Here is a 15,608-nt window from a genome sequence, read left to right as displayed (position 1 = left end):
ACCTGGGGTGGCAGGGAGTGGCCCACGTTCACCTACGTCGTCGGAAACCCTGTTCCCGCAGCCCATGACCACCGCCCGATCACATCAACCCCGGTTTGCGACCGGCGGTGGGCCGCGGTGACCCAGATTGGTACGGGTTGACCCACGGTGCTACCGGCTGGAGAGCACACGCCGCACACATCAGGGAAGATCATCCTCGCCCTTGCTTGGCCCGGATCAAGACTGGTTCCGGCGGGTGTCTGGCGAGAGGTCGCGTGAGCTTCGGGCGCCGCGTTGTTCTGGCCGACAGGCCTTGAGGTCACGGCGAGCTGCTCGTCAGCCTATGGGCGTTCTGTCTCATACTCCTGATTGCAGATGACTTGCGTAGTAGGTCGGAGGCTGCCTCCGACCGCAACAATAATTGCTGAAGAATTTCTGAAGATCGCGTTGCGTGAAGGTGTTGGCTGGGCGGGTGGAGTGGTAGGCCCCCTGTCGGGTGCTTTGTGGCGGTACTAGGCGGCAGGTGTGATCCGGTGGCCCGCCTGATAAGTGCGACCTGTGACCGTCCTTAACGGACGGTTGTTGATCATGCTCTTGTGTGGGCGTCGGTGGGGTGTTTAGCGTGTCGATCAATTTCTTGATCGACGGGGGGCGTTGTGATGCTTGCTGGCCGCCGTGGGGGCACTGCGTTTGACCGTTTCGGGGCGCGGGGGAGGGTCAGGGCGGGGGCCTTGGCGGTCGCGGTGTTGCTGGGGTTGTTGCCGGTGGTGCAGTTGCGTGGTCCGGCGGTTGCGGTGGGGTCGGTGTTGGAGCCGGGTGATTCGACGTCGGTGGCGAGTGTGGGGGTGCGGCAGCAGGCGCAGGATCCGGATCCGGATGACGAGGTCACGGTGACTGATCCCCTTCCTGCGGGCACGTTTCCTGAGGGTGGTGAGGCGGTCCTCGACCTTCAGGGCGATGCCGGGGATCGGCAGGCGTTCGGGTTGACGGTCGAACCGGCCGGTGAGGCGCCCGAGGGTGTGGCGGGGCGTGGCCTGGCCGTTGCCGAGGTCGGGTCGGTGCGGGTGCGGTCGTTTGATCGGGCGGCGTCGGTGGCGTTGGGTAACGCAGGCCCCCTGTATTCGCTTTCCCGTGCGGACGGGGCGGCCGGTGCGGGTTCGGTGCAGGTGGTGGTGGATTACTCGGATTTCGCGCAGGCGTATGGGGGTTCGTTTGCTGATCGGTTGACGTTGGTGCGGTTGCCGGGGTGTGCGGCGACGACGCCTGAGGTGCCGGAGTGTTCGGCGAATCCCGTGTGGGTGTCGGCTACCAACGACCCTCATGCGAAGACGTTGACGGCGGTGGTGGAGGTCGGCGGTGACGCGACGGCCGCCGGTAGCCGCACGGGTGTGTTCGAGGGTTTCGGTCCGGAGTCGACGGTCGAGTCGACTGGTGTGTATGCGTTGGCGTCGTCGGCGTCGGGTGGGTCGACGGGTTCGTACACGGCCACGGATTTGAAGCCGTCGGGGTCGTGGCAGGTGGGGGAGAGCGCCGGATCGTTCACCTACTCGTATCCGTTGCCGGAACCGCCGCTGCCGTACGGGCAGACCCTGGGCTTGGAGTTGTCGTACAGCTCGTCGTCGGTGGATGGGATGACGCACGGGACGAACAACCAGTCGGGTCCGGCGGGGTTGGGGTGGTCGTACTCGCCGGGTTATGTCGAGCGGACGTACAAGCCGTGTCGGACGCATCGGACGGAGATGTGTTGGGAGTCTCCGGATGGTGAGGACGGGGAGTCGGCGACGAATGATGCGGGGGCGTCGCATATCACGATCTCGTTGCAGGGGCAGTCGACGCAGATCGTGAAGACGACGGCGGGGGTGTGGAAGCCGGTCGACGACTTCGGGTGGCGGGTGGAGTTCCTGGCGGGTGGGGCCGAGGACGACGGTTATTGGAAGGTGTGGACGCCCGACGGTACGGAGTACCGGTTCGGGTTCGTGCGGGACTCGGTGTGGAAGATGTCGTTCCTCGGTGACGAGGCGGGCGAGCCTTGCTATGACGTGTATCCGGCGTCGTGTCGGGATCCGTGGCGGTGGAACCTGGACCGGGTTCGGGATGCCAACGAGAACGAGACGTATTTGCACTGGACGCGGGAGACGAACCATTACAAGCGGGCGTTGAGCGGGTCGATCCTGGAGTACGACCGGGGTGGGTATCTGTCGGAGATCGAGTACGCGAAGAACGTGACCGAGGCGGGTGCGGTTCCGGTCGGCCGGGTGGTGTTCGGGTGGGCGCACCGGTGTGTGGAGCGCACGGCCGAGGATGATCCGTTCAACAACGAGCCGGCGTCGTGTCCGGCGTTGTCGTCGAACCCGAACTCCTACCCGGATGTGCCGGGTGACCTGGTCTGTGGGTCGTCGTCGTGTGGGAACTACACCCAGTCGTTCTTCACCAGCAGGATCCTGGACCGCGTCATCTCCTACCAGTGGAACGCCGGCACCGGAGCGTGGAACAACATCGGCCGGGTGCAGTTGCGGTACAAGGTGTCCAACCCCACCGGCTTGACCGAGCGGGCGTTCGTCCTGGACTACATACGCCCCAGTGGCCTGATCGGTGCGGACACGAACAAGATCGACCTGCCGCCGGTGGACTTCGACTACGTCGACGGCGTGCAGCCGAACTTCCGCGACGGCCGCGTCGACTACGACGAGTCCGGACTGGGTGTGTCGGCGATGCGCATGCCACGCCTGCTGGTGGTACGTAACGGTTTCGGTGGGCGGACGGAGGTCACGTACGGGACGCAGAAGCCGTGTCCGCAGGGCGGGTCGAACCAGTCGGGCTACAACAGTTGGCACAACGGCAAGGTGGGTAACTGGGACGTCAACACCGAGGACTGCTACCCAATCTTCCACTCACCACCCGGCGCCGACCCCGGCTTCGGCATCTTCCACAAATACCTCGTCAAGAAGGTGGTGGAGAAGGACCAGGTGGGTGGGTCACCGGACCAGGTCACCCAGTACGACTACTCGGTCGGCAACCCGGCGTGGAAGAACCCGAACAACCCGCTCGTGCCGGACGCGGAGGAGTCGTGGAGCATCTTCGCCGGCTACAACCGGGTGCGGGTGGTGCAGGGTTCGGGGACGGACCCCAGTAAGTACACGGTGTGGATGTCGAACTTCTTCCGCGGCATGTACCACGACATCTACGACCCCGGCAGCGGCGGCGGCATCAAACAGACCACGGTCACCGACTACGCCGGTGACACCTACGACGACCACTACGCCCGCGCCGGCCTGACCCTGCAAACCCGCCACTACCGGATGACCACCTACAACGCGAATCCGGCCAACGCCTCCTACACCGAGGTCGCCAGCACCCGCTACGACCACGTCATCCAGGGCAGCTTCAACGGCCCCGGCTACGCCAATCCTCGGCAGGTCCGCCTCGGCCTGGAAAGCAACCGGGTCAAACTCGACGACGGCAGCTGGCGGACCAGCGAAGAGAGGACCATCTACGAGTCCACGTACGGGCTCCCGATCCGCTTCCACCAGTACAACCAGGTCGGCGTCGCCGACAACACCTGCACCTCCTACACCTACGCCCAACAAAACGCACCGAACTCCTTCTACATGATCGGCTTCCCGGAGCGGGTCGAGACCTGGTCCGGTGACACCTGCGGGTCGGGGACGTTGCTGTCGCGCACGGTCACCTTCTACGACACCTACACTGTCGAAGGGTCCCAGGCCCCGTTCGACGGCAATGTCGCCGAGACCCGCGTTTACACCGGCCCGAGCACCTACATCTCCAGCGGTCGGAGAACCTACGACAACATGGGTCGGCTCCGTACCGCGACCGACCCGGCCGGGCTGACCACGACGATCGGTTACAGCCCGGTGGTGAACTGGCCGGACAACGGAATCACGAGCACCGTCGGCAGCGGTTTCAACCACACCACCACCACTCTGATCGACCGGCACACCGGCCAGCCGTCGAGGATCACCGACCCCAACGGCAAGGTCACCGACCTCGTCTACGACCCACTCGGCCGCATGACGGAGGTATACCTACCGGGGCAGGCCAAGTCCTCCAGCGTCCCGTCGCTGCGCTTCGGCTACCAGATCACCTCCAGCGGCATCGGACAGCCGACCGCCCCCGCGCGCACCAAGACTGAGATCCTGCAGTCTCACAGTGGTAGCCCCGTTTACCTCGCTACCTATCAGTACAGCGATGGTCTTGGTCGGGTCAGGGAAGTCCAGCAGCCCGGGCCGAACGGTGGGCGTGTCGTCACCGCCACCACCTACGACGCCCGCGGCAATGCCGCGGTTACCACGAGTCCCTTTCACAACGGCTCTGCGGCAGGCTCGGGGCTGGTCAACCCCAATCTCGCTACCGTCCCGGCCACCCACGAGACCACCTACGACCACCTGAACCGGCCCACGACCCAGGTGGACAAGAAACTCGGCACGGCGTGGCGGCAGACGGCAACCACCTACCACGGCGACCGGGTCACGATTGTGCCGCCGGCCGGGGGCACCAAGACTGTCAGCCACCTCGACGTGCGTGGTAACACGACGCGCCTGGACCAGTACACCTCGACCAGCAACCCGAACACGTTCCAGAGCGCGACCTACACCTACGACCTGCTCGACCAACTCAAAACCGTCGTCGACCCCGCCGGTAACACGTGGACCAACACCTACGACCTCGCCGGCCGCCTCACCCAGAAGACCGACCCGGACTCCGGCACCACCACCACCCACTACGACAGCGCCGGTCGAGTCGCATACACCCTCGACAGCCGCGGAATCAAGATCTCTGTCGAGTACGACAACATGTCCCGCACGATCGGCCGATGGTCCGGCGACGTCGGTACCGGCACCCGCCTGGCCAGCTCCGTGTACGACACCATCGCCAAGGGACAGCTGACCTCATCCACCCGCCATGACGTCGGCGGAAACTACACCACTGCTGTCACCGGCTACACCGACAATTACCAGCCCACCGGCACCGCTGTCACCATTCCGGCAGCGGAAGGTGCCCTCGCCGGTATTTACGGCACCACGTTCACCTACGACAAGGCTGGACGAGTCACCAGCAGCGTCCAGCCGGCTGTCGGAGGTCTACCCGCCGAAACGCTCACCTTCGGCTACGACAACAACGGCTACCCCACCACCATGACCGGCGCCGTCCCCTACGTCGCCGCCACCAGCTACTACGCCCACGGCCCCACTCACCAACTCCTGCTCGGTGCCACCGGCAAACGGGTACGGCTGACCAACACCATCGACCAGCAGACCGGTCGACTCGACGCCACCAGCATCGACCTGGAAAACAGCCCCGGCGCCTTCACCCCCAAGTACGGCACCGCATACCGCTACGACCCCATCGGCAACATCACCTCCATCCTCGGCGCCACCAACGGCACCGCCGACCAGATCGAATGCTTCCGCTACGACCCCCTACGCCGACTCACCACCGCCTGGACCGGCAACACCCCCGCCACCACCGCCTGCGACCAAACCCCGCAACGAGGCGGCAGCATCGACCCCTACTGGCGATCCTGGGAATTCGACACCGTCGGCAACCGCACCAAACAATCCGACCACAACCCCGCCGGCAACACCACCTGGACCTACACCCACCCCAACCCCGGCGGTACCAGGCCCCACACCCCCACTGCCGTCACCGCCACCGGCCCGCTTGCCGCCATACCCACGCGGTCCTTCACCTACGACTCCGCCGGCAACACCCTCACCCGGCACACGGAGACCGGAGCCCTGCAACAGCTGGAATGGGACGCCGAAGGCCGTCTCGACATGCTCACCGAAGGCACCGACGAAACCTCCTATGTCTACGACGCCGCAGGCAACAGGCTGATCAGCCGAACCCCCGACAAAACCTCCCTCTACCTTGGAACCACCGAACTCACCCTCAACGCCGGTTCCACCCAACCCGATGGCACCCGCTACTACACCGCCGCAGGCCGCACCATCGCCGTGCGCACCCACACCGGCCTCGTGTGGAGCGGGGGAGACCACCACGGCACCGAACAAGTCCAGATCACCGCCGACAACCTCAGCACGAGCCGCAAACGGCTCCTGCCCTACGGCGAGGACCGCACCGCCCCGCCATCCATCTTCCTCGGCACCCGCGGCTTCGTCGGCGGCACCCAAGACGACACCGGCCTCACGCACCTCAGCGCCCGCGAATACGACCCCACCCTCGGCCGATTCATCAGCCTCGACCCCGTCCAAGACCTCGCCGACCCACAACAATGGAACGGCTACAGCTACGCCAACAACAATCCCACGACCTTCAGCGACCCCTCCGGCCTGTACCACATCGGCGACGGCAACGGACACGTCCGGGCCTACCAGACCTCAAAGAGCAATTACAAGATCGTCAACTACACCCCGAAATACCGCAACGGCAGCGGCGGGGGCACAAAGGGGCCGTCAACGACGTCAAACGGGGGATCGAACAACAGCAACAGCGGCGGTAGCCCCAAGATCGGAGACGCCACCCTCGGCGTAGAACCAGGCGTCGAACAGGTCTGGACACTGGACTTCATCGCGAACCATAAATTCGGCAAAAACTTTGATCAAGCCGGGGATCCGACAGATAAAAGATGGATCATGGCAGATGTTTGGTGCCACAACAACCCGGTCCGCTGCGATGAGTCCGACCCCGGTGGCGTCAGAGCCAGCGCGGAACTCATGGCCGAGCTCAGCGGATACGCCGACGCCCGAGACTGCGTGACACAGGGAAGCTTCTCGGGCTGCGCCTGGACCGCCCTCGCCGTCATCCCCGTAGCCGGCAAGGTCGGTGGCATCCTCGGAAAACGCTTCTATCGATGGGCCGCCGAATTCTTCGGAAGGGTCGGAAAGGCCTGCAGCTTCAGCGACGACACCCAAGTCCTCATGGCGGACGGCAGCACCAAACCCATCAGAGACCTACGAGTCGGCGACGAAGTCCACGCAACCAACCCCGAAACAGGCGAAAGCGGCAGACGCAGAGTAACGCACGTATGGGTCCACGAAGACAACCTCCACACCCTCACTGTCGAAGACAGCAACCTCAGCACCACCGACGACCATCCGTTCTGGAACGACACCGACCGCGAATGGCAACCCGCCAAAGCCCTCCACCGCGGAGACCACCTAGTCACCCCGTCCGGCACCGCACTCGTCACTGCGGAAGTATCGCCATCCTCACGGCGCGCCCTCGCTTACAACCTCACCGTCGACAACATCCACACGTACTATGTGCTCGCCGGCAACACCCCGGTCCTCGTCCACAACACTGGGCCATGTGGGACCGGCCTCAAAAATTCGTCGGACGGGTTGAAGGGCATCTTCGGCGATGGCGGCGTTCGTGGAAAATCGATCATCGATATCCGGTCTCAACTCTTGGATAACGGATTCTCGCAAGGGCTTACGAAGAACAAGAAGGGATACCTCTTCCAAAACGGCACTGGTGAAGAGGTGAGAATCATGCGTCGTGGTGGCGGATGGGATATCCGGGTCCGAAACGCAAACGGCAACTATCTCGACGAGTTTGGTAATGTAGCCAACCCTGCAGATACGCATGGGATCCAGGTGTACTCCCGATGAGTCGATCGCTGCGTGAGCGTTTAGAGAAGTGGGGCAACTTTGAGGAGTGCCTGGTCCACGACGTGCGGCCCATCATCTTCGGCTTCGGTCTTGACCTTGTCATGAACTACGTCTGGGACGATGGCGGCATTCGCGAGGACGCCTTGGATGTGCCCCACCTTGTGACCCTGCGGATGCTTGGGGTTGATTATCTTTGCTTTGCCGGTGGCCTTACCGAGTCCATGAAGGGCGATCCGGGAAGGATCAACTGGGGTCTCACGGAAGTAGCTCACATTGTGCCCGTCTCCGCTCCTTCGGGACTTGGGATCGCAGTTGAATGGGAGGGAAGCCGACGGCTTGAGGTGAGGTTTTCGGAACTCGAGATTATTGCCTCCGAGGAGGTGAAGTTTCGGGCGTGATGCCCGTGAAGCGGGGTAGACCAGCCTTGGTTTCGATGTGACTTTCCGTGATGAAGGTCGCTTGCTGTCTCTGGGCGGCTGGCTGCGTTGCCGTCACGGTTGCCGTCAGGTGGGTGCCACATGTCACGTACATCGATGTAACTCGCCGTCTCGGGCCCGGTGGCCGAGCCGGGTCGTTCGGTGGCGTGCCGCGTAGCGGTGCGGCGTCGATCCCCAGAACCACCCTTCGGGGGCGATCGGGGAAGGGATCGCTACGGCCTCTGCTGGCGTAGGTTGACCTTGCTCTTGGTCGGGGCTCGGCGTTGGTGGGCGTGCGCGCGGGGCCGTAGGTCGTAGCGCGTGCGCGCGGCCCGGCGTCAGCCGGGCCGTCTTGATCCTGTAGAGCAGTTTTGAGCCAGTCGGATCTTGGTCGAGGGCCTTGGTCTGGCTGGCTTACTGCTTCGGTGCGCGGTTGCGGCTGCTGCGGGGACGCTTGGCGGGCGGCGAGGGCTGGTCGCCGTCGCTGGCCCGTTGGAGGGTTTCGGGCTGCTGGGCGAAGTTGCCTCGGTCGGCCTGGTATTTGATCACTTCGTCGATGAGGTCGCTGTTGGCGTCGGCGTGGCGCAGCAGGTCGTGCAGGGCTTCGTTCTTGTCGTCGGCGGTGCGGGCCTGGTGGTAGCGGATGGTAATGGTGTCGGCGTACGGGTGTGCGTCCCCGGGTAGGTACGGATGAACGTGGCCAGGTCAGGCGACGTTGGCGTGGCTGTCGATGGCGGTGAGGCGGTTCTTGAGTCGGTAGCTGGGTCCGTTGATGGCGACGACGTCGCAGTGGTGCAGTAGGCGGTCGAGGATGGCGGTGGCGAGGACTTCGTCGCCGAAGACTTGGCCCCATTCGCCGAAGCTCTTGTTTGAGGTGAGCAGGGTGGAGCCCTTCTCGTTGCGCTTCGAGATGACTTGGAAGACGAGGTTGGCGTGGGTGCGTTCGAGGGGCTGGTAGCCGACTTCGTCGATCACGAGGACGTTCGGGCGTAGGTAGGTGTGCAGTTTGCGGGTCAGCCGTCCGATGTCGTCGGCGGCGGTGAGGTGGCGGACCATGTCGTCGAGGCTGGTGAAGTAGACGGTGAATCCGGCTCGGCAGGCGGCGACGGCCAGGGCCACGGCGATGTGGGTCTTCCCGACTCCGGGTGGTCCGAGGAGAGCGATGTTTGCTTTGGCCTGCACGAACGCGAGGGTCGCCAGGTCCCGGATCTTGCGCGGATCGAGGTCGGGTTGGAATGCGAAGTCGTATTCGTCGAGGGTCTTGTGGTGGGGCAGCTTCGACAGGCGCAACGCTGAGCGGAAGCGACGTTCGTCGCGGACGGCCTGCTCTTCTTCGAGGACGAGGTCGAGGAAGTCCAGGTAGCCCATGGCCTCGGTGTCGGCGCGGGCGGTGAGGTCGGCGAGGGTCCGGGCCAGGTGTGGCAGGCCGAGGCGGGTGGCGGTGGCCCGGATGCGGTCGGCGACGAGGTCACTCACGAGCTGGTGCCCTTCGGGTAGCTGCGGCTGGTGGTGAAGGGGCCGGTGCCGGCGATCTGGTCATAGACCGACAGCGGCCGGCGGTCGACGGTGACCTGGGCCGCGGCGGCCCGGTTCAGCAGCGCCTGCAACGGGCCGCCGCCGGGTGCGGGCCGGCTGCGGTGGGTGGGTGGGGTGTCGCCGGTGGTGGTCGATCGGGTGTGTCCGTCGGGTAGGCCGTCCCAGTGGGCGGGGTCGACGATGCGGGCGCCGCGTCCGACCGCCCGAGGGTGGCTGGCCAGCAGGGTCTCACCGTGCTGGTCCGGCAGGGTGGCGTGGACGGCGATGGTCGCTGCGGTGGCACGGACCTCGACCAACTGTCGGTGCCGGACCCGGCGGGCCGGGACGGAGTAGAGGTTCGCGTCGTAGGCGACCAGGCAGTCCTTGCCGACATGCCGCAGATGCCGGACGGCGACCACATACGGCCGTGCCGGTAGTGATCGCAGGGCGGCGTGGTCGCGGGCTGCCCGGACGCCGATGACCTCACCATGGGTGCGGTGGGTTCGGGCCCGCCGCATCGGCACCCACGCCATGAAGGCGGCGTCCAGGTCGGTGAGGGAGGAGAAGCCCCGCCCGGCGAGGACGTGGTCGCGGACGATGGTGACCTGCCGCTCGACCCTGCCTTTCCCCGTCGGGCGGTAGGCGGCGAGGACATCGATGTCGTAGTCGTAGTGCCCGGCGAACGCGACCGCCTCCGGGTGCAACGGCACCGCCTGCCCGGGGGCGACATGCCGACGCACCACTGTTTTCGTCCGGTCGTAGACGATCGACTTGGGCACCCCACCGAAGTGGGCGAACGCCCGCCGGTGACACTCCCAGAACGCCGACAGGTCCTGACTGGTGGTGAAGCAGCAGAACGGATCTCGCGAATACGACAGCACCATGTGGAACGAGTAGACCTTCGCGATCCCGACATGGGCCAGGATCCCGCCCTCGTCGCCCCAGTCGACCTGCGCCTGCGCACCGGGCACCACCTCGAACCGGCGGTGCAACCCGGCCAACTCGTCCGGACCGATGCCCAACTCCACGGCGATCCGCGGCCGGGCTTCCTGCAGATACAACTTCACCCGCTGGTAGTTCCCGGCAAATCCGTACTGCTCGACCAGCCGTTCGTGAATGACCGTGCCCTTGAGCAGCAACTCCGCCCGCAGCCACGCGTCGATCACATGCACGAACGGGCCCAACACCGACACCCGGGCATCCCGACGCGGTGACCGCTGCGGCGGCGCCGGCGCTGCCTCGCCCGACAGATACTTCCGCACCGTCTTACGATCCAGCCCGGTCTCCCGAGCGATCTGCGACAGACTCAGCCCCGCCTCGTGCAGCGCACGGTACCGGCGCAGCTCCAGCCACCGCTCCGACCGCAGAACCATCGCCGCCCTCCGCCCCAGCTCATACCGGGCGAAGTCTTACTCATCGGACACCCCACCAGGCCACCGCCACGCCGCGACCTGGCCACATTCATCCGTACCTACCTGGGGAAACCAACCCGTACGCCGACACCGGCTGCGCGAACACGGGCTCGGCTACGTCCTCGCGGTGTCCTGCAGCCACCTGATCCCGCTCGACGTCGGCAAGACCCGGGTGCGCGCCGACCGGGTAGCCGCCGAACTACCGGCATCGGCGTGGCAGCGCCGCTCAGCGGGCGCCGGGTCGAAGGGTGGTCCCCGCTACTACGACTGGGCGTGGCTCGACGACGTGTGCACCGACGCCGACCCCGACGACGGCGGCCACCACAGCCTCCTGATTCGCCGCAACACCATTACCGGCGAGTTGGCCTTCTACCGCTGCTGGACCCCACGCCCGGCCACCCTCGCCCAACTCGTCCGGGTCGCGGGCATCCGCTGGACCGTCGAAGAAGCCTTTCAGGCCGCCAAAGGCCAGGTCGGCCTGGACCAGCACCAGGTCCGCCGCTGGGACTCCTGGCACCGGTTCACCACCCTCGCCCTGGCCGCCCTCGCCGTCCTGGCAATCTGCGCCGCCGACGCGACCCACGACGACCCGACCGACACCGGACTGATCAAGCTGACGATCAACGAGGTCCGCCGCCTGATCAACACCTGCATCATCCGCCCGATCACCGATCTCGCCCATCCTTTGCACTGGTCAGGCTGGCGACGCCAGCATCAAGCCCGAGCCCGACGAGCCCACTACACACGCCGCCTCAACCTCGAACTTCAGCCATGATCCCGAACGGCGGCTGCCGTACTAGATCAGTGACATCTGTTCGTGATCAGGAAGGCCGAAGTGGACGACGCGGGCGGGGTCGAGGCCGCCTGTGTCGATGAGCTGTTGGGCTTCGCGGGCGTTGCGGACGTAGACAGGCACGGCGGGTGGGAGCCTGTGCAGTGACGCAGGGTTTGGCCGGAGTATGCCGTGCAGCCGGTGGCGCAGGTAGATGGCGATGCCGTAGGCGCTGTCGGCGGTGACGCCTCGGGAGTCGAACTCGGGGTGGGTGCCATACCTCTTCCACAGCGGCTCGGCCACGGCGTCGCGCAGCTCGTGGATCTGCACCGAGGACAGCTCCTCCCACCACCGGCTCGCGGCCAGTTTCTCCTGCCGCTCCTGCCGGAGCCGTTGTTCCTCGGCCGCCTGGGCCTGCTCCCGCCGCTGCTGCTCCTCAGCTTCACGCCGCTGCCGGGCCTCCTTGGCTTCGATCGCCCACTTCCGGAGCTGTTCCTCCCAGCGGGCGGCCTCCTCCGCCGCTCTGATCTTGCGTTGCCGTTCCTCCTCCTGGTGCTGGGCCTCGGCTTCGGCCTTGCGCTGTTCCTCGGCCTGGCGTTGTTGTTCCTCCCGGTGCCGTTTGCGCTCGTCCTGGCGCTGCCGTATCGCCTCGTGCCGGGTCTCGGTGCGGACGTGAGGGGTGGTCGTCCAGATCAGATGCCGCCGGCGGTAGCTCTCGTCGGCACCGAACCACACCCGGCGGTAGCGGTGGCGGATCTCATGGACAACCGTCTGTCTGTACAGTGCCCAGCGGACGAACGCGGTCAGCTTCACATTGTCGACGGTGATCCATGTGCCGTGGTCGAAGTCGAACACGGCGGGCCCGTCGACGACGGTCCAGGGCTGGCCGTCGCGCGGTTCGCGGACCCGGATCGACGGCACGTGCCCCATCCAGGGTGCCTGCTCGGCGGGGCTTACCCAGCACACGCCGATGCCATCGGCCCGGTACCGCTCGGTGCGCTCCTGAATATCCTCGCTGGTGATGGGCGATAGTTGGGCTTCCCAGGCGATGCGCCGGGCGCCGTCGTGGGAATAGGCGAGTACGTCGGCGCCCAGGTGCCGTCAGGGGCGCGGACCTCCAGCTCGGCGTGCCAGTCGGCGGCCCGGACCGCGGTGGCCAGTTCCAGCTTGAGCAGGTGGTGCTCCAGGGACTCGTTCAGCCAGGCCAGTCGGCGGGGCGGCCGGGGTCGTGGGCGAAGTAGCGCAGCTTGCGGGCGGAAACCTTGGCGTGCACGCCATACCCGCACTCGGGACAGCGCAACGCCACCCGCGGCCGGGTCTTGTGCACTGCAGCCCAAGTCAGCCCGCACCCAAGGTCAGGCCGGGTCGCGTCGATGCGGCCGGCCTCGGGGTGGATCGCCGCGAACGCCATGTCACCGCCCGTGCCCGGTCCTGCCGCCGCTGACCGGATCGGCCAAGGCTTGGGCGACAGGTCGGGCGTAGCGCTCCTTTGAGCTGTGGGAGGAGGTGCGTTGCGAGCGGGTGAACGATCTGCCGGTTGTGGCGCCATTTTTGGAGTCGTGGCTGACGATCTTGTGGACCTGACCCACCGCACACCCCTCACCATTCATCGCGGGAAATGCGTACCAGTCGACGGTGCCAGAGCCGTACGACACCGTCACCCCTCGCGCCGCTGCCCCTCGTCCACCTGCAACGCGCCGGTCTCCTCGACGTGAGTGTCAGACTCGGGCGGATCGGCCGTCCCCTAGAGGATGGTGTAGCAGGCCCAGGTAGCCGGAGCCAGTCCGCTGAGAGATGCCGGCCCCGACGCTCCACAACTCGGTTCAGTTTTATACATCAACTTCATGTAGATGGTAGAGTCCCCGCCGTGACCGAGGATGAAAAGGTCATCGCTGAGATGACCGAGGGCAGGATCGTCGAAGGGTTGCGGTGGGCGGTGGCATCCGCGCATACCCGGGCGTGGGCTGACTTCGACCCGGAGACGGGCCACAACCAGACCGTGCTCGGTATCGCGGCTCACACGCTCCTGGTCGATCGGCAGGACCGCGTGTTCCGTCTTGAGAGATACATCGCTACGGATGACGGCCGGGACCAGGATGTGCTGCTGGCGGGGCTCCTTCCCGCCGAGCGTGACTCACTGCCCGCCGTAGCCGGCGTGGAGCGGGCCGACCTCAACAATTCGCCGGCATGGCGGTACGGGGCGTACCGGTGGTTCCTGAGCTCATTCGAGTACGGCAAGGTCCACGACATCGCGTGGGGACGGAAGAGTCCCACGAAGCGCAAGATCGCGGCGCAGACTGGTACGGACAGCCCCGACCAGTTCGTGTTGCCCGGCACCTACGACGAGCCCGTCGGCCACGCGCTAGACACGATCACGCTGCGTGAGCTGCTGGAAGCGAACGTGCGCGATGTCAACATCGTCCTCGCGCACAGCATTGATCCTTACAGCGGAGCCACCGAGCTGTTCGTCGGCAAACCGAGGCTCAACGTCGGGGGCGGCAGGCCTTGGGTGTGGCTTCGATCCTTGCTTCCTAACGACGGTGGCTCGGGCTCCGGGGCGAAGCCCGAAGCGCCGGCGCCAACCGGTCCCGCGCGTGGCGCCGACGTGCCAGATGCTCCGGTCCGGCTGCGGCCCCGCGTTGCCGGGAAGGACGCCGCCGTGGAGTCATCAGGGCGATGAGGAGCCCAGCCCCCGCGACTGCAGCCGCGCGGCTCGCCGACGCCGCGCGGCTGTTCAGCGGACGACGGTTGACCCTAGCCCGGCAGGTTGCTGGGTTACGCAAGAACGGCCTCGCGGAGCGCATCGGCAAGACACCTACGGCGGTGGCTGGCTACGAGAACGGGACCAAGCGGCCAGCGCCTGCGACAGTGGCGCAGCTCGCGTTGACCCTCAAGGTCGAGCCGTCGTTCTTCATCGCTGCCGATGCGCCCGATACCCCGATTCCTACACCGCACTTCCGGTCCTTGAGGTCCACGACCCAGCTCGTCCGCGATCAGGCACACGCCTACGGGTGTCTGGTCGCTGACGTCGCCGCCTCGCTAGAGAAGTACGTCGAGCTACCACAGCGCGATGTGCCGCGACGGTCGGTGCCGCCAGATGAGGTGGCCACGGGAGAAGCGGAGGCCGCCGCCGCGGATGTTCGCGCCGGGTGGGGTATGGGTACCGGTCCCGCTGGCCACCTCGTTCGGCTGTTGGAAAACAAGGGTGTTCTCGTGGTCTTCTCGCTTCCGCAGACTGCCGCCGTGGACGCCTTCTCAATCGAGGCGGGCGACCGGCCGATCATCCTGCTCAATCCCGTAAAGGAGGACTACTACCGGCAACGATTCGACCTCGCTCACGAACTCGGCCACCTCGTTATGCACACCGACGCGGAACCAGGCAGCAAGCTCGTCGAGGACCAAGCGCACCGCTTCGCCTCGGAGTTCCTGATGCCTGCGGCGGGCATCATCGACGAGTTGCCCGCGCGGGTTGACTGGCAGCGGCTGTTCGCCCTCAAGGAACGCTGGGGCGTAAGCCTGCAGGCACTACTCATGCGGTGTCGCCAACTGAAGGTCATGAGCGAATCGACCTACCAAAAAGCGATGGTGACACTGTCGTCCCGCGGTTGGCGTCGACAGGAGCCCGGCGAAGGAACCGCCCCTGAGCTGCCATCGCTGCTGCCCAGAAGCGTCGACCTCCTCGAAGCGGCAGGCTACCCCGCCCGTACGTTGGCCGAGCAAGCACGCGTGCCTGTCTTCCTGTTCGAGATGGCAACCTCACGCCGCCCCACCACCGCGTTCGGGCTGCCCGAAGGAGATGCATCGGACAAGCGGGCACATGAAGACGTTGTCAAGCCCCGGGTTTGATGGACAGTTGGTTAGCTGGTTTTCAGGGGTGCGGTGACCGGGTGGGTCATCGCGTGTAGGGCCTCGTGTTCGGCGG

At 65.9% G+C, this 15,608-nt stretch carries 8 protein-coding genes and 1 pseudogene; 5 read left to right on the top strand and 4 right to left on the bottom strand.

Features of this window, described 5'->3' with window-relative positions; translation table 11 throughout:
* Positions 1-728 precede the first annotated feature (728 nt).
* On the top strand, positions 729-7,571 hold the full coding sequence (locus ABZ795_RS05170; RefSeq protein ID WP_357529655.1) for a polymorphic toxin-type HINT domain-containing protein: 6,843 nt from the start codon (positions 729-731) through the stop codon (positions 7,569-7,571).
* Positions 7,568-7,969: a hypothetical protein gene (locus ABZ795_RS05165; protein WP_357529046.1), complete on the top strand. Its 402-nt coding sequence runs from the start codon at positions 7,568-7,570 to the stop codon at positions 7,967-7,969. Before ABZ795_RS05170 ends, ABZ795_RS05165 begins: the two co-directional genes overlap by 4 nt.
* A 432-nt stretch (positions 7,970-8,401) precedes the next feature.
* Here ABZ795_RS05165 and ABZ795_RS05160 read toward each other — a convergent pair.
* The 3 genes and pseudogenes from ABZ795_RS05160 to istA all read right to left on the bottom strand — a co-directional run.
* Positions 8,402-8,638 (bottom strand): annotated as a pseudogene (locus tag ABZ795_RS05160) (GntR family transcriptional regulator); the annotation flags it as partial.
* A gap of 54 nt (positions 8,639-8,692) precedes the next feature.
* Positions 8,693-9,463, bottom strand: coding sequence for an IS21-like element helper ATPase IstB (gene istB / locus ABZ795_RS05155; protein WP_357529044.1), 771 nt, complete (start codon positions 9,461-9,463; stop codon positions 8,693-8,695).
* Positions 9,460-10,875 carry an IS21 family transposase gene (gene istA / locus ABZ795_RS05150; RefSeq protein WP_357529042.1) on the bottom strand — a complete coding sequence of 472 codons (1,416 nt, stop codon included), beginning with the start codon at positions 10,873-10,875 and terminating at the stop codon, positions 9,460-9,462. The genes istB and istA overlap by 4 nt, the downstream gene beginning before the upstream one ends.
* A 166-nt stretch (positions 10,876-11,041) precedes the next feature.
* Between istA and ABZ795_RS05145 the strand changes: the two genes are divergently transcribed.
* On the top strand, positions 11,042-11,689 hold the full coding sequence (locus ABZ795_RS05145) for a hypothetical protein (protein WP_357529040.1): 648 nt from the start codon (positions 11,042-11,044) through the stop codon (positions 11,687-11,689).
* Positions 11,690-11,710: 21 nt separating this feature from the next.
* Here ABZ795_RS05145 and ABZ795_RS05140 read toward each other — a convergent pair whose 3' ends face one another.
* Complete coding sequence (locus tag ABZ795_RS05140) at positions 11,711-12,616, bottom strand: hypothetical protein (protein ID WP_357529038.1); 906 nt, start codon at positions 12,614-12,616, stop codon at positions 11,711-11,713.
* Positions 12,617-13,553: 937 nt separating this feature from the next.
* Here ABZ795_RS05140 and ABZ795_RS05135 point away from each other — a divergent pair.
* Together ABZ795_RS05135 and ABZ795_RS05130 are read left to right on the top strand one after the other, a co-directional pair.
* Positions 13,554-14,366 carry a hypothetical protein gene (locus tag ABZ795_RS05135; protein ID WP_357529036.1) on the top strand — a complete coding sequence of 271 codons (813 nt, stop codon included), beginning with the start codon at positions 13,554-13,556 and terminating at the stop codon, positions 14,364-14,366.
* Positions 14,363-15,532 (top strand): XRE family transcriptional regulator, encoded by a 1,170-nt coding sequence (locus tag ABZ795_RS05130; protein ID WP_357529035.1) that lies wholly within the window; start codon positions 14,363-14,365, stop codon positions 15,530-15,532. The genes ABZ795_RS05135 and ABZ795_RS05130 overlap by 4 nt, the downstream gene beginning before the upstream one ends.
* Positions 15,533-15,608 lie beyond the last annotated feature (76 nt).

The organism is Micromonospora sp. NPDC047134 (assembly GCF_040643455.1).
GTDB lineage: Bacteria > Actinomycetota > Actinomycetes > Mycobacteriales > Micromonosporaceae > Micromonospora.
Note: the sequence above shows the minus strand (reverse complement) of the source record. Positions and strands in the feature narration are given on the sequence as shown.

Coding starts and splice junctions, on each gene's coding strand:
- ABZ795_RS05140 (WP_357529038.1), bottom strand. CDS start 12,616: ATGGGGCACGTGCCGTCGATCCGGGTCCGCGAACCGCGCGACGGCCAG.
- ABZ795_RS05165 (WP_357529046.1), top strand. CDS start 7,568: ATGAGTCGATCGCTGCGTGAGCGTTTAGAGAAGTGGGGCAACTTTGAG.
- ABZ795_RS05130 (WP_357529035.1), top strand. CDS start 14,363: ATGAGGAGCCCAGCCCCCGCGACTGCAGCCGCGCGGCTCGCCGACGCC.
- istA (WP_357529042.1), bottom strand. CDS start 10,875: ATGGTTCTGCGGTCGGAGCGGTGGCTGGAGCTGCGCCGGTACCGTGCG.